This window comes from Micromonospora sp. SD12 (genome assembly GCF_052068495.1).
In the GTDB taxonomy this organism is placed as follows: Bacteria; Actinomycetota; Actinomycetes; order Mycobacteriales; family Micromonosporaceae; genus Micromonospora; species Micromonospora echinofusca.
The window spans coordinates 14,296-38,950 of record NZ_JBQHDF010000028.1; the positions used below are offsets into that span (position 1 = coordinate 14,296).

3 protein-coding genes are annotated in these 24,655 nt (G+C 75.9%); all 3 read right to left on the reverse strand.

Going from position 1 to position 24,655, the window contains the following annotated elements:
- Window positions 1-13: 13 nt before the first annotated feature.
- Complete coding sequence (locus ACTMS2_RS28415) at window positions 14-22,606, reverse strand: type I polyketide synthase (protein ID WP_441178128.1); 22,593 nt, start codon at window positions 22,604-22,606, stop codon at window positions 14-16.
- Window positions 22,607-22,931: 325 nt separating this feature from the next.
- Window positions 22,932-23,792 (reverse strand): metallophosphoesterase family protein, encoded by an 861-nt coding sequence (locus tag ACTMS2_RS28420; RefSeq protein WP_441178129.1) that lies wholly within the window; start codon window positions 23,790-23,792, stop codon window positions 22,932-22,934.
- A gap of 218 nt (window positions 23,793-24,010) precedes the next feature.
- A partial coding sequence (locus tag ACTMS2_RS28425) for a phosphopantetheine-binding protein (RefSeq protein WP_441178130.1) occupies window positions 24,011-24,655 on the reverse strand: 645 nt, incomplete at its 5' end.

Below are 24,655 nucleotides of genomic sequence, written 5' to 3' on the forward strand. Positions count from 1 at the left end.
CTGGGGACAACGGTCAGGAATCGGTTCCGTCAAGCGCCAGCCTGACGAGGGCGTCGGTGTCGAGCTCGTCGAGGTCCAGGGCCTCGTCGGTGGACTCGTCACCATCGCCGCCGTCGGCGTCGGCGAGGTTGAGCAGCAGGTCCAGCAGCCCGGCCTCCCGCAGGCGGGTCAGCGGGATCGCCGCGAGCGCCTGCCGGACGGCCACCTCCGCCGGGTCGCCGTCGTCCGCCTGCGCCCCCTCGGGCAGCAGGCCGTCGAGCAGGTTCTCGGCGAGCACGGCCGGGTTCGGGTAGTCGAAGACGAGGGTCGCGGGCAGCGACAGGCCGGTGGCCCCGGTCAGTCGGTTACGCAGCTCGACCGCCGTCAGCGAGTCGAACCCGAGTTCCTTGAAGGCGCGCTGCGGCTTGACCCGGTCCGTGCCCGAGTGGCCGAGCACGGCGGAGGCGTGGGTACGGACGAGGTCGACCAGGTGCCGGACCCGCTCGGGCCGGGGCAGGGTGAGCAGGTGCTCCCGCAGGGCGTCGGCGACCCCGCCCGGCTGCTGCTCCCCGGCCTGGGCGTGCAGCGCCTCGCGGGCCTCGGCGACGTCGTCGAGCAGCGGCCGGGGGCGGGCCGAGGCGTACGCCGGGGCGAAGACCGCCCAGTCGACGTCCACCACGGTCAGCGCCGCCCGGGGCAGGCCGACGGCGTACCGCATGGCGTGCACGGCGTCGGCCGGTGCCATCGCGGTCAGGCCGCGCCGGGCCAGCAGCTGCTGGGCCTCGCCGGTGGCCATGCCGCCGTCGGCCCACGGCCCCCAGGCCACGGACGTCGCCGGCAGGCCCCGTCCGCGACGCTGCTCCGCCAGCGCGTCCAGGAAGGCGTTGCCGGCGGCGTACGCGGACTGCCCGCCGCTGCCCCACACCCCGGCGATGGAGGCGAACAGCACGAAGGCGTCCAACGGCCGGTCGCCGAGCAGCGCGTCCAGGTGCACCGCGCCGGCCACCTTGCCGTCGAGCACGCCGGCGAACGCAGCCAGGTCGGTGTCGGCGATCAGGCCGGGCTCGCCGGCACCCGCCGCGTGGACCACGGCCGTCAACGGCGCGGGGTCCTCGTCCAGCCGGGCCAGCAGTGCCGCCACCTGGTCGCGGTCGGCCACGTCGCAGGCCACGACCGACGCCCGTACGCCCTGCGCGGTCAGCTCCTCGCGCAGCTCCGCCGCCCCGGGGGCGCGCTCGCCCCGACGGCTGGTCAGCACGACGTGCGCGGCCCCGTTGGCCGCCGCCCACCGGGCGACGTGGGCGCCCAGAGCGCCGGTACCACCGGTGATCAGCACCGTGCCGGACGGCCGCCACCGCTCCGCCGTGTCGGGGGCGGCGGGTGCCGCACGGACCAGTCGGCGGACGAACACCCCGGAGGGACGTACGGCCAGCTGGTCCTCGTCGCCGGCGCCGGTCACCACCCGCGCCACCCGGTCCCAGGCCGTCGCGTCGACCTGCTCGGGCAGGTCCACGAGTCCGCCCCAGAGCTGGGGGTGTTCCAGGCCCGCCACGAGCCCCAGGCCCCACAACCCGCTCTGGGCGACGCCGTGCACGGCGTCCCCGTCGCCGGTGCTGACCGCGCCCTGGGTCAGGCACCACAGCCGGGCCGTCGTCCCGGTGTCGTGCAGGGCCTGGAGCAGCAGCAGCGTGGCGGCCGTCCCGACCGGTACGGCCGGGTGGGCGGGGTGCGGCTGGTCGCGGAGGCCGAGCAGGGACAGCACGCCGGTGACGGGTCCGTCGGCCAGCGCGTCGGCCAGCCGGCGGGCGAGTCCCGCCCGGTCGGTGCCGACCGGGTCGACGGTCAGCCGGACCACGTCGGCGCCGACCTCGGCGAGGGCCTTGGTGGCCGCCTCCGCGCGGGTGCCGTCCGTCAGGTCGTCCTCCGCCGTCACGAGCAGCCACACGCCCGGGCGCGCCGGATCGGCGGTGATGTCGGTCCGCTTCCATCCGACCCGGTACGACCACGCGTCCACGACCGCCCGCCGCGTACGCGCCCGGTGCCAGGTCGACAGGACCGGCAGGGCCGGGGTGAGGGCGTCCAGGGCCGCGCCGTCGTCGCCGAACTGCGCGGCGAGGGCGGTCAGGTCGGCGCGTTCCACCGCGTCCCAGAAGTCGGCGTCGACGCCGTGGGTGGCCGTCTGTCGTAGCCGCCCCGACGGCGCGGGCCAGTAGCGTTCCCGCTGGAAGGCGTACGTGGGCAGGTCGACCCGCCGCGCGCCGGAGTCGGCGAACCACGGCCGCCAGGTCACCGGCACCCCGTGCACGTGCAACTCGGCCAGGGCGTGCAGCAGCGCCTGCGCTTCCGGCCGGTCCCGACGCTGCACGGCCACGGCCAGCACGTCCTCGTCGTCGGGCAGCACGTCCGACGCCATCGCGGTCAACACGCTCTGCGGCCCGACCTCCAGGAACGTGTCCACGCCCGCGTCGCGCAGGGCCGCGATCCCGTCGGCGAAGCGCACCGCCTCACGCACGTGCCGCACCCAGTACCCGGCCGTACGGATCTCGTCGCCGGCCAGCACACCGGTCACGTTCGACACGATCGGCAGCATCGGCGCGGCAAAGGTCAACCCGTCCAGGACCGCACGGAACTCGTCGAGCATCGGCTCCATCAACGGGCTGTGGAACGCGTGACTCACCGTCAACCGGCGCGTCCGCACACCCCGCTCCCGCCAGACCCGCTCCACCTCGTCGAGGGCCTCGACGGCGCCGGAAACCACCACGGCCGCCGGCCCGTTGACGGCGGCGATGCCGACCCGCGCACCCAGGCCCGCGATCGACTCGACCACCGCCGCCTCGTCGGCCGCCACCGCGAGCATCCCGCCGCCGGCGGGTAGCGCCTGCATCAACCGACCCCGCGCGGCCACGAGCTGACACGCGTCCGCCAGGGACAACACGCCCGCGACATGCGCGGCCGTGATCTCGCCGATCGAGTGACCGGCCAGCATGTCCGGCACGATCCCGAACGACTCCACCAGCCGGAACAGCGCCACCTCGACCGCGAACAGCCCCGCCTGCGTGAAGACGGTCTGATCCAGCAACCCCGCCTCGGCGGAACCCGCCGACGCGAACAGCACCTCCCGCAACGGACGCGGCAGCAACGGATCCAGGTGCGCGCACACCTCCTTGAGGGCGGAGGCGAACACCGGGAACCCGGCCGACAACTCCCGACCCATCCCCGCGCGCTGCGCGCCCTGACCCGAGAAGAGCAGCGCGAGCTGTCCGCGCGCGGCGGCGGAACCGGTCACGACGGTCCCGGAGGGCTCGCCCGACGCCACCGCCGTGAGGCCCGCCAGCAGCTCGTCCCGGCTCGTACCGGACACGACCGCCCGGTACTCCAACGCCGACCGCGACACCACGGACGACCACGCCACGTCCACCGCGCGCAGTTGCCCGTCCGCCGACAGCCAGCGCGCCCACCGGCCGGCCTGCGCCGACAGCCCGGCCGCGTCGCGGGCGGACAGCAGCACCGGCGCCACCGGCGGCACATCGTCGGCGACGATCTCGCCCTCGACCACCTCGGCGGGCGGCTGTTCGATGATCACGTGGGCGTTGGTGCCGGAGATGCCGAACGACGACACCGCCGCCCGACGCGGCCGGTCCACCTGCGGCCACGGCGTGGGCTCGGTGGCGAGGGCGACCGCCCCGGCCGTCCAGTCGATGTGCGGGGAGGGCTCGTCCACGTGCAGGGTCGGCGGCACGAGACCGTGCCGCATCGCCATGACCATCTTGATCACACCCGCGACGCCGGCCGCGGCCTGGGCATGGCCGATGTTCGACTTGATGGAGCCGAGCCACAGCGGCTCCCGGCCCTGCCGGTCCTGCCCGTAGGTGGCCAGCACGGCCTGCGCCTCGATCGGGTCGCCCAGCGTCGTGCCCGTGCCGTGCGCCTCGACCACGTCCACGTCGGCGGCGGAGAGCCGCGCCGACGCGAGCGCCTGACGGATCACCCGCTGCTGCGACGGGCCGTTCGGCGCCGTCAGACCGTTCGACGCGCCGTCCTGGTTGACGGCGCTGCCGCGTACGACCGCCAGGATCCGCCGGCCCTCGCGGCGCGCGTCGGAGAGGCGCTGCACCAGCAGCACACCGACGCCCTCGGACCAGCCCGTGCCGTCGGCCGACGCGGCGAACGACCTGCACCGGCCGTCGGCAGACAGACCCCGCTGCCGCGAGAACTCCACGAACGTCCCCGGCGTCGCCATCACCGTCACGCCGCCGGCCAGCGCGAGGTCGCACTCACCGCTGCGCAACGCCTGCACGGCCAGGTGCAGGGCCACCAGCGACGACGAGCACGCCGTGTCGACGGTGACCGCCGGGCCCTCCAGGCCGAAGGTGTACGCCACCCGGCCCGACAGCACGCTGCCCGAGTTGCCCGTGCCGATGTAGCCCTCGACCTCGGGTGTCTCCATCAGCCGCGTCGAGTAGTCGTGGTAGATGACGCCCGCGAACACGCCGGTCCGGCTGCCCCGCAGGCCCGACGGGTCCAGGCCCGCCGACTCGAACGTCTCCCACGACGCCTCCAGCAGCAGGCGGTGCTGCGGATCCATCGCCAGGGCCTCGCGCGGCGAGATCCCGAAGAAGCCGGGGTCGAACTCCGCCGCGCCGTACAGGAAGCCGCCGTGCCGGGTGTACGAGGTGCCGGCGTGGTCGGGGTCCGGGTCGTACAGCGACTCCAGGTCCCAGCCCCGGTCGGCCGGGAACTCCCCGATGCCCTCCCCGCCGGTGCTCACCAGCTTCCACAGCTCGTCGGGAGACTCCACCCCGCCGGGGTAGCGGCAGGCCATGCCGACGATCGCGATCGGCTCGTCGGCGTCGCCGGCCGTCGCCTCGTCGGGCGCGACGGTGCCGGGCCGGGTGCCGGCGAGTTCCGCGTACACGTGGGCCGCCAGGACCTGCGGGGACGGGTAGTCGAACACCAGCGTCGAGGTGAGACGCAGGCCGGTCGCGCCGTTCACCCGGTTGCGCAGCTCGACGGCGGTCAGCGAGTCGAAGCCCAGGTCCTTGAACGCCCGGTCCGCCGGCACCGCCTCGGCGCCGCCGTGCCCGAGCACCTGCGCGACCAGGCCGCGCACCAGTTGGTCGACCTGCGCGAGGCCGTCCTCGGCGCTGAGGCCGGTGAGCCGGTCGGCCCAGCCGCCGCCGCCCTGCCCGGCGCGGCGGCGGGTCGTCGCCACGTCGACCAGGTTGCGCAGCATCGGCGGTACGACCGCGCCGGAGGCCGCCGCCCGCAGCGCAGGTACGTCGATCGCGGCCGGCACGAGCACCGCCCGCTCCGCGCCCACCGCGGCGTCGAACAGCTCCAACCCGGTGCGGGCGTTCATCGGCCGGAGTCCGGCACGGGCCGTCCGGGCCCGGTCGTTGCCGCCGATCGACGCGGCCATGCCTGCGGTGTCCCACATGCCCCACGCGAGGCTCACCGCCGGCAGACCCAGCTGCCGCCGGTACCCCGCCAACCCGTCCAGGAACGCGTTACCCGCCGCGTACGCCGACTGCCCCGGCGAACCCAACACACCCGCCACCGACGAGAACACCACGAACAAGTCCAGGTCCAGCGACGCCGTCGCCTCGTGCAGGAACCAACCCGCCGACACCTTCGGCGCCAACACCCCCGCAAGACGCTCATCGGTGACCCGCTCGATCACCCCGTCGTCCAGGACACCGGCCGTGTGCACCACACCCGCCAACCGGCCGTCGGCAACGACCTCACCGACCAGAGCGGACACCTGCTCCCGGTCCGTCACGTCGCACGCGACGATCCGCACGGCGGCGCCAAGCGCCGTCAGCCGCTCCGACAGCTCGCCCGCACCGGCGGCCTCCGGGCCGCGCCGCGACACCAGCACGAGAGAACGCACGCCGTGGACCGACACCAGGTGCTCCGCCACCAACGCGCCCAACGCACCCGTACCACCGGTCACCAGCACCGCGCCGTCACCCACGACCGGCGCCTCCGCCGACGCCGGGGCAACCGCGCGCACCAGGCGCGGCACGAACACCTCGCCGGAACGGACGGCCAGCTGGCCGCCGGCCGGGTCCGCGGCGAAGTGCGCCAGGATGCCCAGCACGCCGGGGTTCATCGCGTCGGCGACGTCGGCCAGCACGATGCGGCCCGGGTGCTCCGACTGCGCCGCGCGCAGCAGACCCCACACGGCCGCACCCGCGAGGTCCGTCACCCGGTCCTCGTCGCGGACGGCCACCGCGCCCCGGGTCACCACCACGAGCTTCGAGTCCGCCAGCGCGTCGACGGCCAGCCAGGCCTGCACCAGACCCAGCACGTCGGAGGTCACCGCGCGTACGGCCTGCGCCGGGTCGGCGTCGTCGTGCGCGGCCGGCGGCGTGAACAGCAGCAGGCGCGGTGGCGCGATGCCGGCGTCGATCGCGGCCCGCAACTGGCTGATCGTCTCGGCGGAGGGACCGCCGGGGACGCCCGGCAGGGCCGGCCCGCCCAGCACCGCCCAGCCCGACGCGTCGTCGACCGGTTCGGCCTCCTCGGCCTGCCAGGCCACCTCGAACAGCGAGCGGGACGCGGCGCTCGCGGCGGCCACGCCGGTCAGCTCCCGCAGGACGAGGGAGTCCACCGACACCACCGGCGCGCCCGCCTCGTCGAAGGCGGTCAGCCGCACCCCGGATCCGTTCCGGGTCAACCGCACCCGCAGCAGCCCCGCGCCCGAGGCGTGCACCTGCACGCCCTCGAACGCGAACGGCACGCGCGGCCGGCCCGACTCCTCGGTGCCGGGCAGCAGCCCGATCGGGTGCAGAGCGGCGTCCAGCAGCGCCGGGTGCACGCCGAAGCGTGCCGCCTCCGTCGCCGCCTCGTCCGGCAGGACGACCTCGGCGTACACGTCGTCACCGCCGGTCCACACCCGGCGCAGCCCCTGGAACACCGGGCCGTACGCCAGGCCGTGCCCGAGCAGCGCCGGGTACCAGCCGGCCAGGTCCACCTCGGCGGCGTCGGCGGGCGGCCAGGCGGCGGCCGTCCGCGGCTCGTCGGCCGTCGCCGGTTCGAGCACGCCCTCCGCGTGCCGGGTCCAGCCGGCCTCGGGGTCGTCGTCGGGGCGGGAGTAGACGGCGACGGGGCGCTGCGGCGACTCCGACGCGGACACCCGCACCTGGATCCGTACGGCGCCGGACTCGGGGAGCAGCAGCGGCACCAGGACCGTCAGGTCGCGCAGCCGGGGCAGGTCCACCTCGTCGCCGGCGCGTACGGCCAACTCCACCAGCGCCGTACCCGGGACCAGCGTGACGCCGGAGACCACGTGGTCGGCCAGCCAGGAGTGCGTGGTCAGGGAGATCCGACCGGTCAGCACGACCTCGTCGTCGCCGGCCAGGTCCACCGCCGCGCCGAGCAGCCCGTGCTCCGCAACGCCGAGGCCGGCGCCGCTGACGTCGCCGGCGCGCAGCCGTCCCACGGCCGGCCAGAAGCGCTGCCGCTGGAACGGGTACGTCGGCAGGTCGACCGGGCGGGTCCCGGCCGGCAGGAGGGCGGTCCAGGTGACCGGCGTGCCGTGCGCGTACAGCTGCGCCAGCGCGGTGACCAGCGACGCCGCTTCGGGCCGGCCGGGGCGCAGCGTCGCCACGACCGTCGCCGGCGGGGCGGTCCCGTCGTCCGGCAGGCAGGCGCCCACCATGCCGGCGAGCACCGCGTCGGGGCCCAGTTCCAGGAACGTACGGACGTTGCGCTCGCGCAGGCTTGCGACCCCGTCGGCGAACCGGACGGTCTCCCGGACATGCCGGACCCAGTAGTCGGGGGTGCCGATCTCGTCGGGGTCCGCGACCTGACCGGTCAGGTTCGACACGATCGGCAGGACGGGCCAGTGGAAGGTCAGCCCGTCGAGCACCTGCCGGAACTCGGCCAGCATCGGCTCCATCAGCGGGCTGTGGAACGCGTGGCTGACGGTCAGCCGGCGGGTACGGACGCCCCGCTCCTGCCAGACCCGCTCCACCTCGTCCAGGGCCTCGACGGCACCGGAGACCACCACGGCCGCCGGGGCGTTCACCGCCGCGACGCCGACCCGGTCGGTCAGGCCCGCGAGCGACCCGGCCACCGCGGCCTCGTCGACGGCCACGGCCAGCATGCCCCCGCCGGCGGGCAGCGCCTGCATCAGCCGGCCACGCGCCGCGACCAGCGCGCACGCGTCGGCCAGGCTGAACAGGCCGGCGACGTGGGCGGCGGCCACCTCGCCGATGGAGTGCCCGGCCACCAGATCCGGTACGACACCGAGCGACTCGACCAGCCGGAACAGCGCCACCTCGACGGCGAACAGCCCCGCCTGGGTGAACACCGTCTGGTCCAGCAGTCCCGCCTCGGCGGAGCCCTCGGCGGCGAACAGCACCTCCCGCAAGGGGCGCGGCAGCAGCGGGTCCAGGTGGCCGCACACCTCGTCCAGGGCGGCGGCGAAGACCGGGAAGGCCGCGTACAACTCGCGACCCATGCCGGCGCGCTGCGCCCCCTGCCCCGAGAAGAGGACGGCGGTCCGGCCGCTGCGGGCGACCCCCCGCACGACGGCGGCCGAGGGCTCGTCGTCGGCCAGCGCGCCGAGGGCGGCGAGCATTCCGTCGCGGTCGCCGGGCAGCAGCACCGCGCGGTGCTCGAACGCGGTCCGGGCGGTGGCGAGCGCCCGGCCCACGTCGGCGACGGTCAGGTCCGGCTCGTCGTCGACCAGGATCCGCAGCCGGCGTGCCTGCTCGCGCAGGGCGGCGTCGTCGCGGGCCGAGAGGACGCAGGCGACGAGGTCGCCGGGGACGCCCGTGGCGGGCGGTGCGGCCTGCGCCGGGACGGGCTCCGGGGCCTGCTCGATGATGGTGTGCGCGTTGGTGCCGCTGATGCCGAACGACGACACCGCGGCGCGGCGGGGCCGGTCGGCGGCCGGCCACGGCCGCGCCTCGGTGAGCAGGGCGACCGAACCGGCCGTCCAGTCGATGTGCGGGGACGGCTTCTCGGCGTGCAGGGTCGGCGGCAGCATGCCGTGCCGCATCGCCAACACCATCTTGATCACGCCGGCGACCCCGGCCGCAGCCTGGGCGTGGCCGATGTTCGACTTGACCGAACCCAGCCACAGCGGCCGGTCCTGCGGCCGGCCCTGCCCGTACGTGGCCAGCAGCGCCTGCGCCTCGATCGGGTCGCCGAGTGCGGTGCCGGTGCCGTGCGCCTCGACGGCGTCCACGTCGGTGGTGGCGAGCCGGGCGTTGGCCAGCGCCTGCCGGATCACCCGCTGCTGGGCGGGGCCGTTCGGCGCGGTCAGGCCGCTGCTGGCGCCGTCCTGGTTCACCGCGCTGCCGCGTACGACGGCGAGGACGCGGTGGCCGTTGCGCTGCGCGTCGGAGAGGCGCTCCAGCAGGAGCATGCCGACGCCTTCGGCGAAGCCGGTGCCGTCCGCGCCCGCGCCGAACGCCTTGCACCGCCCGTCGGGCGACAGGCCGCGTTGCCGGGAGAACTCGGTGAGCATGCCGGGGGTGGACATGACGCTCACCCCGCCGGCGAGCGCGAGCCGGCACTCGTCCTGGCGCAGCGCCTGGGTGGCCAGGTGCAGCGCCACCAGCGACGACGAGCAGGCGGTGTCGACGGTGACGGCGGGGCCCTCCAGGCCGAACAGGTACGAGATCCGGCCCGAGGCGACACTGCCGGCGCTGCCGTTGCCGACGTGGCCGCCCAGTTCGTCGTCGGTGCCGGCGGCCTGGGAGGCGTAGTCGTGGTAGATGAGACCGACGTAGACGCCGGTGCTGCTGCCCCGCGCCGTGTGGGGGTCGATCCCGGCGCGTTCGAAGGCCTCCCAGGACGTCTCCAGCAGCAGCCGCTGCTGCGGGTCCATCGCGAGGGCCTCGCGGGGGGAGATCCCGAAGAAGGCGGCGTCGAACTGCGCGGCGTCGTGGAGGAAGCCGCCCTGGCGCGGTACGGCGCCGCCGTCCTCGCCGCCGACGCGCAGGTCGTCGAGGTTCCAGCCCCGGTCGGTCGGGAAGGGTGAGATGACGTCGGCGCCGGCGGTGACCACGTCCCAGAGCTGCTCGGGGGTCTGCACGTCGCCGGGGAACCGGCAGGCCATGCCGATGATGGCGATCGGCTCGTCGAGGGCGGCGGCGGTGCCGACCGCGGCGGGGCGGTCCACGGCCGCCGCGCCGCCGAGTTCCCGGTCGAGGAACTCGGCGAGCACGACCGGGGTCGGGTAGTCGAACGCCACGGTCGCGGGCAGCCGCAACCCGGTCGCGGCCGACAGTCGGTTGCGCAGTTCCACCGAGGTGAGCGAGTCGAAGCCCAGCTCCTTGAAGGCGCGCTGGGCGTCGACGGTCTCCGCCGAGCGGTGCCCGAGCACGGCGGCCACGCTGGCGGCCACCAGGTCGAGCAGGTGGGAGCGCCGCTCCGCCGGGCTGAGCATCGCCAGCCGGTCCCGCACCGAGGCGGTGTCCGCCGGGCCACGGCCCACCGCGCGCCGGGCCGGCCCGCTGGCCCGGACCACGTCGCGCAGCAGGCTGGGCACGGTCTGGCCGGTCGGTCGCGACGCTGCCGGCGGCAGGTTCATGAGGACGAGGTGCGCGTTGCCGCGCTGCCGCGCCAGGTCGAAGAGCGCCACGCCCTGCTGGTCGGTCAGCGGGGCGCTGGTGGCGCGGATCGCCTTACGGTGTTCGGTGCCGCCCAGGTGGGCGGTCATGGCGCTGCTGGTGGCCCAGAGTCCCCAGGCGAGGCTGGTGGCGGGCAGGCCCTGCTCGTGGCGGTGCCGGGCGAGGGCGTCGAGGAACGCGTTGGCGGCCGCGTAGTTGCCCTGCCCCGGCGAGCCGAGGGTGGCCGCCACCGAGGAGAACAGCACGAACGCGGCCAGGTCCAGGTGCCGGGTCGCCTCGTGCAGCGCCCAGCCGGCGTCCACCTTCGGCGTCAGCACGGTGTGCAGGGCCGGCGCGTCGAGCGAGCCGATGGTCGCGTCGGCGATCACCCCGGCGGTGTGGATCACCGCGGTCAGCGGGTGCGCCGGCTCGACCAGCTCCAGCAGCCGGGTCACCTGCGCGGGGTCGGCCACGTCGGCGGTGCCGACGGTGACCCGGGCGCCGGCGCGGGTCAGCTCCTCGACCAGGTCCCGGTACTGCTCGGGGCCACGCCGGGAGGCCAGCAGGAGGTGCCGGGCCTGACCGGTGGTGACGAGGTGCCGGGCGAACACGCCGGCGAGGGCGCCGCCGGCGCCGGTGATGAGCACGGTGCCGTCCGGGTCGGCGGGGGCGGGCACCCGCAGGACGACCTTGCCGATGTGCCGGGCCTGGCTCATGTGCCGCAGCGCCTGCCGGGCCTGGCGCACGTCCCACGCCCGTACGGGCAGCGGCCGCAGCGCGCCCTGCGCGAAGAGGGTGAGCAGCTCGGTGAGCATCTCGCCGATGCGCCGGTGCCCGGCCTCGTTGAGATCGAACGCGCGGTAGGTCACGCCCGGGTGCCGTTCGGCGACCACGTCCGGGTCGCGCAGGTCGGCCTTGCCCATCTCCACGAACCGGCCGCCGCGCGGCAGCAGCCGCAGCGACGCGTCGACGAACTCGCCGGCCAACGCGTCGAGCACCACGTCCACGCCGGCACCGCCGGTGACCGCGCCGAAGACCTGCTCGAACTCCGTGGTCCGCGACGACGCGATCCGCTCCTCGGCCACCCCCAGGCCGCGCAGCACCCCCCACTTGCCGGGGCTGGCGGTGGCGTACACCGTCGCGCCCCAGTGCCGGGCGAGCTGGATGGCGGCCATGCCCACGCCACCCGCGCCGTTGTGGATGAGCACCGACTCGCCGGCCCGCAGATCGGCCAGGTCGCGCAGCGCGTAGTACGCGGTCAGGAACACCACCGGCACGGACGCGGCCTGGGCGAAGGACCAGCCGTCGGGGATCTTCGCGACGAGGTCGCGGGTGGCGATCACCTCGGGGGCGAAGGCGGGCTCGAACATGCCGAGCACCCGGTCGCCGGGCGCCAGGTCGGTCACGCCGGGACCGACCTCGACCACGACGCCGGCGCCCTCGCTGCCCATCACCGCAGCCGGATCCGGGTACATCCCCAGGCCGATCAGCACGTCCCGGAAGTTCATCCCGGCGGCGCGCACGGCGATGCGTACCTGACCGGCGTCCAGGGCGACGGCCGTGGCAGGCACCATGCCGACGCCGTCCAGGGTGCCAGGGCTCACCGCTCCGACCCGCCACAGCCCGGCCGGCGGGACGAGTTCGTCGGCGGCCGGACCGGCGGGCCGGCCCAGGCGAGGGGTACGGACCTCGTCGCCGCGCACGGCCACCTGGCCGCCGGTGGTCGACGGGTCCTCGGCCACGGCGGCCAGCACGGCGAGGGTGGCGGAGGTGAGCTCGCCGTCGACGTCGGCGAGGACGATCCGCCCCGGGTGCTCCGACTGCGCGGAACGCAGCAGACCCCAGACCGCCGCGCCGGGCAGGTCCCGCACCGAGTCGGCCGGGGTGGCCACCACGGCGCCACGGGTCAGCACCACCAGCGTCGTGTCGGCCAGGGCGTCGCTCTCCAGCCAGGAGCGCACCACGGCCAGGACCCGGGCGGTGACCGTACGGACGAGGTCGGGCAGGTCGCCCTCCGGCGTACCGGCGTGGACCGGGAGGACCAGCGCGCGGGGCGCCTCGACCGATCCGGCCGAGACCGCCGCGGTCAGTTCGTCGACGCCCGGGAACACCGGCGTGGCCAGGCCCGCCGGGGCGTCCCCGTCGCCGAGCAGCGCCCAGCCGGCGACGTCCCGCGCCGGGGTGACCGGCTCGGGCTGCCACGTCACCTCGAACAGCGACCGCTCCGCGGTCTCCGCGCCGGTGGTGGCGGTCATCTCCCGCAGGGCGAGTGACTCGACGGACACCACCGGCGCGCCGGACTCGTCGCCGGCCACCAGTCGCACGCGCGAGCCCGCCCGGGTCAGCCGTACCCGCAGCGCCCTGGCGCCGGACGCGTGCACCTGCACGCCCTCGAACGCGAACGGCACGCGCGGTCCGCCGGTCCGCTCGGTCAGCAGCAGCCCGACGGGGTGCAGTGCGGCGTCCAGCAGCGCCGGGTGCACGGCGAAGGCGGCGGCGTCGCCGGCCGCCTCGTCCGGCAGGGCGACCTCGGCGTACGCCTCGTCGCCGGCGGTCCACAGCCGCCGCAGGCCCCGGAACGCCGGCCCGTAGGCCAGGCCGTGCTCCGCGAGCGCCGGGTACCAGCCGACGAGGTCCACCTCGGTGCCCCCGGTGGGCGGCCAGGGGCCCACGGTCGGCTCGTCGGCGGCCTGCTCCAGCAGGCCGTCGGCGTGCCGCGTCCACGCGTCCTCGGGGTCGCCGTCGGGCTGCGAGTGCACCGTCACGGGCCGGGCGCCGGAGCCGTCGGCCGCGCCGACGCGCACCTGCACGCGGACCGCGCCCGAGTTCGGCAGCACCAGCGGCGCGGCGACGGTCAGCTCCCGGACCCGGGAGGCGCCGACCTCGTCGCCGGCGCGTACCGCGAGTTCGACCAGGGCGGTGCCCGGCAGCACCAGCGCGCCGCCGACCACGTGGTCCGCCAGCCAGGGGTGCGTCGACGCCGACAGCCGGCCGGTCAGCACGACCTCGTCGTCGCCGGCGAGGCGCACCGCCGCGCCGAGCAGTCCGTGTCCGGCCGCGCCCAGCCCCGCGCCCGACACGTCGCCGGCCGCGGAGCGGTCGACCGCCGGCCAGAACCGGTCCCGCTGGAAGGCGTACGTGGGCAGGTCGACCGGGGCGGCGCCGGAGCCGGCGAACACCCGCGCCCAGTCGACGGGCACACCGGCGACGTGCAGATCGCCGAGGTTGGCCAGCAGCTGGTGCGGCCCGTTCTCGTCGCGGCGCAACGAGCCCACCACCACGCCCACGCCGGTGGCCCGGTCGAGGGAGTCCTGGACGGCCACCTTGAGCACGGGGTGCGGGCTGACCTCGACGAAGGCCCGGAAGCCCTGGTCGATCAGCTGGTCCACGACCGGCGCGAGCCGGACGGTCTCACGCAGGTTGCGGTACCAGTAGTCCGCGTCGAGTTCGGCGGTGTCGATCAGCCCGCCGGTGACGGTGGAGTGGAAGGCCACGGTGGTGGACCGCGGGTCGACGGTGCCGAACCCGGTGATCACGTCGTCGCGGATCGCGTCGACGTGGCCGCTGTGGGCCGCGAAGTCGACGGCGACCCGCCGGGCGCGGATGCCGCGCTCGGCGCAGTGCGCGAGCAGCTCGGCGACCGACGACGAGTCGCCGGCCACCACGGTCACGGCGGCGCCGTTGAGGGCGCCGACGGAGAGGCTCCCCCGCCACGGCGCGATGAGCTGCTCGGTGTCGGCGGCCGGGAGCGGGACGGAGACCATGCCGCCCCGGCCGGCGATCGCCAGCAGGCCGCGGCTGCGCGCCACGACGAGCCGCGCCGCGTCGGCGAGGGTCAGCGCGCCGGCGACGCAGGCGGCGGCGAGCTCCCCCTGCGAGTGCCCGACGACGGCGGCCGGTTCGATGCCGCACGAGCGCCAGAGCTGCGCGAGGGACACCATGACGGAGAAGAGCACGGGCTGGACCACGTCCACCCGGTCCAGGGGCGGCGCACCGGGCGCCTCCCGCAGCACGTCCTCGAGGGACCAGTCCACCAGCCGGGACAGTTCCTCGGCGCACTCCCCCATCCGCTGCCGGAAGACCGGCGAGGTCTCCAGCAGGTCCAGCGCCATCCCCTTCCACTGGGAGCCCTGGCCGGGGAAGACGAAGACGACCTTCGGCGCGGCGTCAACGCCGGCCGGCGAGCTGTCGGCGGAGGCCAGGGCGGCCAGTCGGGTGACCGCGTCGTCGCGGTCGGCGGCCACGACGACCGCGCGGTACGGGTGGTGGGCCCGCTGGGTGGCCAGGGAGAACCCGAGGTCGAGCGGCTCCGGCGCGGCGTCGCCGGCGAGCAGCTCGCCGAGGCGGGCGGCCTGCGCCCGGAGCGCGAGAGGGCTCCTGCCGGACACCGGCAGGGGCACGGCGGCAGGCCCGACCAGGCCGGGAAGGTCCCCGGCCGGCGGGGGCGCCGCCGGGGCCGCCTCGTCGGGCGCCTGCTCGATGATGGTGTGCGCGTTGGTGCCGCTGATGCCGAACGACGACACCGCCGCCCGGCGCGGCCGCTCCACCGCCGGCCACGGCCGCGCGTCGGTGAGCAGGGCGACCGCCCCGGTGCTCCAGTCGACGTGGGGGGACGGCTCGTCCACGTGCAGGGTCGGCGGCAGCATGCCGTGCCGCATCGCCAGCACCATCTTGATCACGCCGGCCACACCCGCCGCGGCCTGCGAGTGACCGATGTTGGACTTGATGGAGCCGAGCCAGAGCGGCTCCCCGCCGGCGCGGTCCTGCCCGTAGGTGGCCAGCACCGCCTGCGCCTCGATGGGGTCGCCGAGGGTGGTGCCGGTGCCGTGCGCCTCGACGGCGTCCACGTCGGCCGGGGTCAGCCGCGCGTTCTCCAGGGCCTGCCGGATCACCCGCTGTTGCGACGGGCCGTTCGGGGCGGTCAGCCCGTTGGACGCGCCGTCCTGGTTGATCGCGGAGCCACGCACCACCGCGAGCACCCGGTGCCCGTTGCGCCGGGCGTCGGACAGGCGCTCCACCAGCAGCATTCCCACGCCCTCGGACCAGCCGGTGCCGTCCGCGCCGGCGGCGAACGCCTTGCACCGCCCGTCCGGGGCGAGCCCGCCCTGCCGGGAGAACTCGGAGAACATGCCGGGCTGCGCCATCAGCGCCACCCCGCCGGCCAGCGCCATGTCGCACTCGCCGCCACGCAGCGCCTGGGCGGCGAGGTGCAGCGCCACGAGGGACGAGGAGCAGGCGGTGTCGACGGTGACCGCCGGGCCTTCGAGGCCGAACGTGTAGGCGACCCGCCCGGAGGCGACGCTGCCCGCCGTTCCGGTCAGCAGGTGCCCCTCGAGGCCGTCCAGGTCGTCGCGTCCGCTGGTGGCGTAGCCGGAGGAGGCGGCCCCGATGAAGACACCGGTGGCGGTGCCGCTGAGCGTGGCGGGGTCGATGCGGGCGTACTCGAAGCTCTCCCAGGCGGTCTCCAGCAGCAGCCGCTGCTGCGGGTCCATGGCGAGGGCCTCGCGGGGGCTGATGTTGAAGAAGCCGGCGTCGAAGTCGGCCGCGTCGTAGAGGAAGCCGCCCTGGTGGGTGACGGTGCCGCCCGCCTGGTCGCCGTCCGTGCCGTACAGCCGGTCGAGGTCCCAGCCGCGGTCGGTGGGGAACTCGCCGATCGCGTCGGCCCCGGAGGTGACGAGCTGCCACAGCTGCTCGGGGGTGGCGACGCCGCCGGGGTAGCGGCAGGCCATGCCGATGATGGCGATGGGCTCGTCGGCGTCGGCGGTGACGACGGTGCGGACCGTGGGGCCGGCCCCGGTGGACTGGCCGAGCTGTTGGAACAGGTGGTCGGCCAGCCGGGCGGGGGTGGGGTGGTCGAAGGCCAGCGTGGCGGTCAGCCGCAGCCCGGTGGCGGCGCCGAGCCGGTTGCGCAGCTCCACCGAGGTCAGCGAGTCGAACCCGAGGTCCTTGAAGGCCCGCGCGGCGGGGACCGCCTGCGCCGAGGCGTGCCCCAGCACCGTGGCGGCCTGGCCGCAGACCAGGTCGACCAGGGCCTGCCGGGCGTCCGCCTCGGACAGGCCGCCGAGCCGGTCCCGCCACGACGTACCGGCGGTCGGCTGGTCGGTGGCCGTGCGGCGCCGGCCGCCGCCGCGCAGCAGGTGCCGCATCAGCGGCGGTACGTGGCTCGCCTCGCCGGTGACGTGGAGCCGGGCCGCGACGACGACCGGTTGGACCGCCGGCAGGGCGGCGTCGAAGAGTTCGGCGCCCTCGGCCGGGGAAAGCCGGCTCATCCCGACCCGCCGCAGCCGCTGCTGGTCGTCGCCGTCGAGGTGCGCGGTCATCGTGCTGTCGGTGGCCCACATGCCCCAGGCGAGGCTGGTGGCGGGCAGCCCCTGCTGCCGGCGGTGCTGCGCGAGGGCGTCGAGGAACGCGTTGGCCGCCGCGTAGTTGCCCTGCCCCGGCGAGCCGAGGGTGGCCGCCACCGAGGAGAACAGCACGAACGCCGACAGGTCCAGGTGCGCGGTCGCCTCGTGCAGCGCCCACCCGGCGTCCACCTTCGGCACCAGCACCGTACGTAGGGCGGACTCGTCCAACGAACCGATGGTCGCGTCGGCGATCACGCCGGCGGTGTGCACCACCGCCGTCAGCGGGTACGCGGGGTCGATCCCGGCGATCAGCTCACTGACCTGCGCGGGGTCGCTGACGTCGACGGCAACGGCGGTGACGTCGGCGCCCGCGTCGGTCAACTCCCGGACCAGGGTGGCGTAGTCGTCGTCGCCGTCGCGGCCGGGTGCGCGGCGGGAGGCCAGCAGCAGGCGGCGGGCCTGGCCGGTGGTGACGAGGTGCCGCGCGAGTACGCCGGCCAGGGTTCCGGCCGCGCCGGTGACCAGCACGGTGCCGTCGGGGTCCACGGGCGCGGGGATGCGCAGGACGACCTTGCCGACGTGGCGGGCCTGGCTGACGTGCCGCAGCGCCTGCCGGGCCTGGCGCACGTCCCAGGCCCGTACGGGCAGCGGCCGCAGCGCGCCCCGCGCGAACAGGTCGAGGATCTCGGTCAGCATCTCGCCGATGCGGGTGCTGCCCGCCTCGTTGAGGTCGAACGCGCGGTAGGCCACGCCGGGGTGCTCGGCGGCGACCGTCTCCGCATCGCGCACGTCGGCCTTGCCCATCTCCACGAACCGGCCGCCGCGCGGCAGCAGCCGCAGCGACGCGTCGACGAACTCACCGGCCAACGCGTCGAGCACCACGTCCACGCCGGCACCGCCGGTGACCACACCGAAGACCTGCTCGAACTCCGTGGTCCGCGACGACGCGATCCGCTCCTCGGCCACCCCCAGGCCCCGCAGCACCCCCCACTTGCCGGGGCTGGCGGTGGCGTGGACGGTGGCGCCGAGGTGGTGGGCGAGCTGGATGGCGGCCATGCCCACGCCACCCGCGCCGTTGTGGATCAGCACCGACTCACCGGCCCGCAGGCCGGCCAGGTCGCGCAGCGCGTAGTACGCGGTCAGGAAGACCAGGGGGACGGAGGCCGCCTGGGTGAAGCTCCAGCCGGCGGGCATTTTGGCGACGCGCTCCCGGTGGGCGACCGCCTGCGGGCTGAACCCGAGTTCGAACATGCCCATCACCCGGTCGCCGGGCGCCAGGTCGGTCACGCCGGGACCGACCTCGACCACGACGCCCGCGCCCTCGCTGCCCATCACGGCCGCCGGATCCGGGTACATGCCCAGGCCGATCAGCACGTCGCGGAAGTTCACGCCGGCCGCGCGCACCGCGATGCGCACCTGGCCCGCGCCCAACTCCACGGGCGTGGCCCGAACCGGCCCGATCCCGTCCAGGGTGCCGGGAGTGACGGGGGCGAGGTGCCACGGTCCGGGCGGCGGCGTCAGCTCGTCGCCCACGGGCCGTGCCAGCCTCGGCACGAGGGTCCGCTCGCCCCGCACCGCGAGCTGCCCGCCGGAGGCCGACGGGTCGACCGCCGCCCCGGCCAGCACGGCGAGGGTCGCGGGGGTCAGTTCGCCGTCGACGTCGGCGAGGACGATCCGCCCCGGGTGCTCCGACTGCGCCGAGCGCAGCAGGCCCCAGACCGCGGCGGCCGCCAGGTCGGTGACCTGGTCGTCGTCTGCGGCGGCCACCGCGCCGCGGGTCACCACCACGAGCTTCGTGTCCGCCAGCGCCTCGGCGGCGAGCCAGGAGCGCAGCGCGTCCAGGACGGAGCCGGTGACCGCCCGTACGGCCTGCGGCACGGCGGCGTCGGGTTCGCCGGCCGGCACCGTCAGCAGCACCCGCCGGGCCGTCGCCCCGCCCGCCGCCAGCGCCGCCACGTCGGCGAAGACCGGCAGCTGCGGCAGCGCGTCCGTGGCCGGTCGGCCCAGCGCCGTCCACCCCGCGAGGTCGTCGACGCCCTCGATCTGCTCGGCCTGCCAGGTCACCTCGTACAGCGACCGGGCGGCGGCGCCGCGGCTCGACGTCGGGGTCATCTCCCGCAGCACCAGGGAGTCCACCGACACCACCGGCGCGCCCGAGCCGTCGCAGGCCACCAGCCGCACCCCGGAGCCGTCCCGGGTCAGCCGCACCCGCAGCGTCCTGGCGCCCGAGGCGTGCACCTGCACGCCCTCGAACGCGAACGGCACGCGGGGCCCGCCCGCCGGCTCCGACGCCAGCAGCAGGGCCACCGGGTGCAGCGCGGCGTCCAGCAGCGCCGGGTGCACCCCGAACGCGCTCGCGTCCCCGGCCACGCCGTCCGGCAGCGCCACCTCGGCGTACGCCTCGTCGCCGGCCGTCCAGGCGCGCCGCACGCCCTGGAACACCGGGCCGTACGACAGGCCGTGCTCCGCCAGCGCCGGGTACCACCCGCTCAGGTCCACCTCGGCGGCGCCCGGAGGCGGCCACGCGCCGACGCCCGGCTCGTCGACCGACACCGGTTCGAGCAGGCCCTCGGTGTGCCGCGTCCACTCGGTGTCGTCGTCGTCCTCCTGCTGGGAGTAGACGGACACCGAGCGGACCGCGGCGTCGTCGGCCGCGCCCACGCGCACCTGGACGCGGACCGCGCCGGACTCGGGCAGCACCAGCGGCGCCGCCACGGTCAGCTCCCGTACCCGCGACGCGCCCACCTCGTCGCCGGCGCGCACCGCCAGCTCCACCAGCGCCGTGCCCGGCACCACCACGGCGTCGCCGACGACGTGGTCCGCCAGCCACGGGTGCGTCGACACCGACAACCGGCCGGTCAGCACCACCTCGTCGTCGCCGGCGAGACGCACCGCCGCGCCGAGCAGCGGATGCCCCGCCACGCCGAGGCCGGCGCCCGACACGTCGCCGACCCGCCACGGCAGCACCTCGGGCCAGAACCGCTCCCGCTGGAAGGCGTACGTGGGCAGGTCCACCCGGGCGGCGCCGGTGTCGGCGAACCACTCCTGCCAGGCGACCGGCACGCCGTGCACGTGCAGCTCGGCCAGCGCCGCCAGCAGCGCCTGCGCCTCCGGCCGGTCCCGACGCTGGGCGGCGACGGCCAGCACGTCGTCGTCGGGCAGGACGTCCGCCACCATCGCGGTCAGTACGCTCTGCGGGCCGATCTCCAGGAACGTGTCGACCCCGGCGTCGCGCAGGGCGGCGACCCCGTCGGCGTGGCGGACGGCCTCGCGGACGTGCCGCACCCAGTACTCGGGGGTACGGATCTCGTCGGCGTCGGCGAGCGCCCCGGTCAGGTTCGACACGATCGGCAGCGTGGGGGCGGCGAAGGCCAGCCGCTCGACGATGCCGCGGAAGCGCTCCAGCACCGGCTCCATCAGCGGGCTGTGGAACGCGTGGCTCACCGTCAGCCGGCGGGTACGCACGCCCCGGTCGCGCCAGACCCGCTCGACCTCGTCGAGGGCGTCGACGGCGCCGGAGACCACGACCGACGTCGGGCCGTTCACGGCCGCGACGCCGACCCGGTCGGTCAGCCCGGCGATCGACTCCGCCACCGCCGCCTCGTCGGCGGCCACGGCGAGCATCCCGCCGCCGTCGGGCAGCGACTGCATCAGCCGGCCCCGCGCGGCCACGAGCAGGCAGGCGTCCTGGAGGGACAGCACCCCGGCCACGTGCGCGGCGGCGATCTCGCCGATCGAGTGCCCGCCCACGAAGTCCGGCGCGACGCCGAGCGACTCGACCAGCCGGAACAGCGCCACCTCGACGGCGAAGAGACCGGCCTGGGTGAACACGGTCTGGTCCAGCAGCTCCGCCTCGGCGGAGCCCTCGGGCGCGAACAGCACCTCCTTGAGCGGGCGCGGCAGCACCCGGTCCAGGTGCCCGCACGCCTCGTCGAGGGCGGCGGCGAAGACGGGGAACTCGCCGTACAGCTCCCGGCCCATGCCGGCGCGCTGCGCGCCCTGGCCGGAGAAGAGCACCGCCAGCGGACCCCGGTCCCCGGCCTGGCCCGTGACGACCGTGCCCGACGACTCCCCCGCCGCCAGGGCCGCCAGGCCCGCCAGCAGGCCCGCCCGGTCGTCGGCGAGCACCACCGCGCGCCGGTCGAGCGCCGAGCGGGACACCACCGACGACCACGCCACGTCGAGCGGGCGCGGCTCCTCGTCGTCGGCGAGCCAGCGGGCCCACCGGTCGGCCTGGGCGGAGAGCGCGGCCGGCTGCGCGGCGGAGAGCAGCACCGGCGCGACGGCGCGAGGGCGGTACGGGGCGGCCTCCTCGTCGGCCGGGTCGGGGGCCGGCGCCTGCTCCAGGATCAGGTGGGCGTTCGTGCCGCTCATGCCGAAGGACGACACGCCGGCCCTGCGGACGTGGTCGCCGCCCGCCCACGGGCGCGCCTCGTCGAGCAGGGACACGGCCCCGGTCGACCAGTCGACGTGCGGGGACGGCCGGTCCACGTGCAGGGTGGGCGGCAGCACGCCGTGCCGCATCGCCATCACCATCTTGATGACGCCGCCGGCGCCGGCCGCGGCCTGCGGGTGACCGATGTTCGACTTCAGCGACCCCAGCCACAGCGGCCGGTCGGCGGGCCGTCCCTGGCCGTACGTGGCGAGCAGCGCCTGCGCCTCGATCGGGTCGCCGAGCCGGGTGCCCGTGCCGTGGGCCTCGACGGCGTCCACGTCGGCCGGGGTGAGGCGGGCGTTCTCCAGCGCCTGCCGGATGACCCGCTGCTGCGAGGGACCGTTGGGGGCGGTCAGGCCGCTGCTGGCGCCGTCCTGGTTCACGGCGCTGCCCCGGATCACCGCCAGGACGGGGTGCCCGTTGCGTCGGGCGTCGGAGAGCTTCTCGACGAGCAGCATCGCGACGCCCTCGGACCAGCCGGTCCCGTCGGCGTCGGCGGAGAACGCCTTGCACCGCCCGTCGGAGGCGAGCCCCCGCTGGCGGGAGAACTCGACGAAGGCGCCGGGGGTGGCCAGCACGGTGACGCCGCCGGCCACGGCGAGGGAGCACTCGCCGTCGCGCAGGGCCTGACCGGCCAGGTGCAGGGCGACCAGCGAGGAGGAGCAGGCGGTGTCGATCGTGACGGCCGGCCCCTCCAGCCCGAAGGAGTACGCCAGCCGGCCGGACATGACGCTCGCGGCCGTGCCGGTGAGAACGTAGCCCTCCGTGCCCTCGGGCAGTTGCCGCAGCACGGACGTGTAGTCCTGCCCGGCGGTGCCGACGAACACCCCGGTACGGCTGCCCCGCACCGACGTGGCGTCGATGCCGGCCCGCTCGAAGACCTCCCAGGTCACCTCGAGCAGGAGCCGCTGCTGCGGGTCCATGGCCAGCGCCTCGCGCGGCGAGATGCCGAACAGGGCCGGGTCGAACAGGCCGGCGTCGCGCAGAAAGCCGCCGCGGTTGCTGTAGGTGGTGCCGGGGTGGTCCGGGTCGGGGTCGTAGAGTCCGTCGAGGTCCCAGCCCCGGTCGTCGGGGAAGGTGCCGGTGGCGTCCACGCCGCCCGCGACGAGGTCCCAGAGGTCCTCCGGCGAGGCGACCCCGCCGGGGAACCGGCAGGCCATGCCGACGATCGCGATCGGCTCGGCGTCCTCGTTCTCCAGCTCGGTCAGGCGCCGGCGCGCCAGGCGGAGCTCGGAGGTCACCCACTTCAGGTGTTCGAGGAGCTTGTCTTCGTCCGCCATGACCCACCCGCCCAGAGCTTGCTATCGATCGGAATCTGCCGATTCGTTGACCACACCACCGCCGACGGACCGGCCTCGTGCACAGGTGGGTGGGAGACACGGCCGCTCGGCCACGAACCCGACACCTGTTCCTGATTCCGGTTGTCGTGCCTGCTCAGGCGCCCGCCACGCCGGGCCGTCCCGCCGACACATGCCCGCCACCGTGACTGGACGGTACTGAGCGCCCATCACGCGCCCAACCCCTAGAGAACCCCTGATCGACTGGCCCGTGAGGGCCGTCGCGGCTGGTCCCGGACGAAGCGGGGACCAGCATCGCGACGGCCGTTCAGGCGGGCTGTCCGGTGACCGCCGGCAGGATGCGGCGCAGCCGTCCGGGCGGCGTCGAGCGGCGGCGCCACTCCCGTGGGTAGCCGACCGAGACCTCCTCGAACCGGACCCCGTCGTACCAGGTGGTGCGCGGGATGTGCAGGTGGCCGTAGACGGCGACGCGGGCGTCGAAACGGACGTGCCAGTCCGCCGTGGCCTCGGTGCCGCACCACTGGGCGAACTCCGGGTACCGCAGGATCCGGGTGGGTTCCCGCACGAGCGGGAAGTGGTTGACCAGGACGGTGGGCAGCCCGTCGCGTTCCGCGGTCAGCCGGCGCTCGGTCAGGGCCAGCCGCGCCCGGCACCAGGCGTCCCGCGTCGGGTACGGGTCCGGATGCAGCAGGATCTCGTCGGTGCAGACCACGCCGACCTCGTGGGCCCGCGCCAGGGCCTGCTCCTTCGTGTACGTCCCCGCCGGCCGGAAGCTGTAGTCGTAGAGCAGGAACAGCGGCGCGATGAGGACCGGGTCGTCGCCCTGCGGGTCCCACACGGGGTACGGGTCCTCCGGGGTGACCACCCCGAGCCCTCGGCAGAGCTGCACCATGTGCTGGTAGCGCGCGTCCCCGCGCAGCTGCACCGGGTCCTCGCGGGGCGTCCACAGCTCGTGGTTGCCGGGGGCCCAGATCACCTTGGCGAACCGGCGGCTGAGCAGTCCCAGCGCCCACTCGATGTCGGCGACGAACTCGCCGACGTCCCCGGCGACGATGAGCCAGTCGCCGTCCCGCTCCGGCCGCAGCCGCTCGACGATGGCCTTGTTCTCCGCGTGGACCACGTGCAGGTCACTGATGGCGAGCAACTGAGGCAGGCCGGATCCGGCCATGCGGACCTCCCGTCCATCCGGGGTACCGCACGCACCCACATCCGCACCGCTCGCTGCCGGTGGGCATGGCGAGACGGCCTGACGGGCTCCGACCCTACGGAGCCGGGTCCACGCAGGCACACCCCTAGACGGGCCGCGCGGACCCCTAGGCGGCCGTGACCTGGCCGACGCCGGTCAGGTCACGGCTTTCCGTGCCGTCGGGGACTCCTCACGTCCGGTCAGGACTTGCCGAACTCGCGCTGGATGATGTCGAACAACTCCTCCCGGCTCGCCGACTCCAACTCCTGCCCGGCGGCCGGCGCCGGCGCGACGGCGGCGGGTCGCCCCCGCCACCTGGCCACCAGGTCCTCCAGCCGGCCGATGACCGCGTCGTCGACCTGGTCGCCGGGCAGGCCGCCGAGGAGCTGGTCGAGGCGCTCGATCTCCGCCACGATCGGCAACGCCGGCTGCTCGGGCGCCAGCTCGGCCCGCAGGTGCCCGGCGAGCGCGTTCGGGGTGGGGTGGTCGAAGACGAGGGTGGCGGGCAGCCCGATGCCCGTCTCGGCGGTCAGCCGGTTGCGCAGCTCGACCGCCGTGAGCGAGTCGAAGCCCAGTTCGAGGAAGCCACGGCTGGGCCTGATCCCGCTCGGTGTGGCGTGGCCGAGCACCGCCGCGGCGGTGCCGCGGACCAGGTCGAGCAGGATCCGGTCGCGCTCCGGCCCGGAGGCGGCGGCCAGCCGCTCGCGCAGCGCCGTCGCCGCGCCCCGGTCCTCGCGGGTCGGGGCGTCCTCGCCCTGCCCGGGCTGCGCTTCGGGGATTTCGGTGAACAGTCGAGACGGCCGCAACGCCGTAAACGACGGCACAAACCGATCCCACCGCACATC

Coding starts and splice junctions, on each gene's coding strand:
- ACTMS2_RS28415 (WP_441178128.1), bottom strand. CDS start 22,606: ATGGCGGACGAAGACAAGCTCCTCGAACACCTGAAGTGGGTGACCTCC.
- ACTMS2_RS28420 (WP_441178129.1), bottom strand. CDS start 23,792: ATGGCCGGATCCGGCCTGCCTCAGTTGCTCGCCATCAGTGACCTGCAC.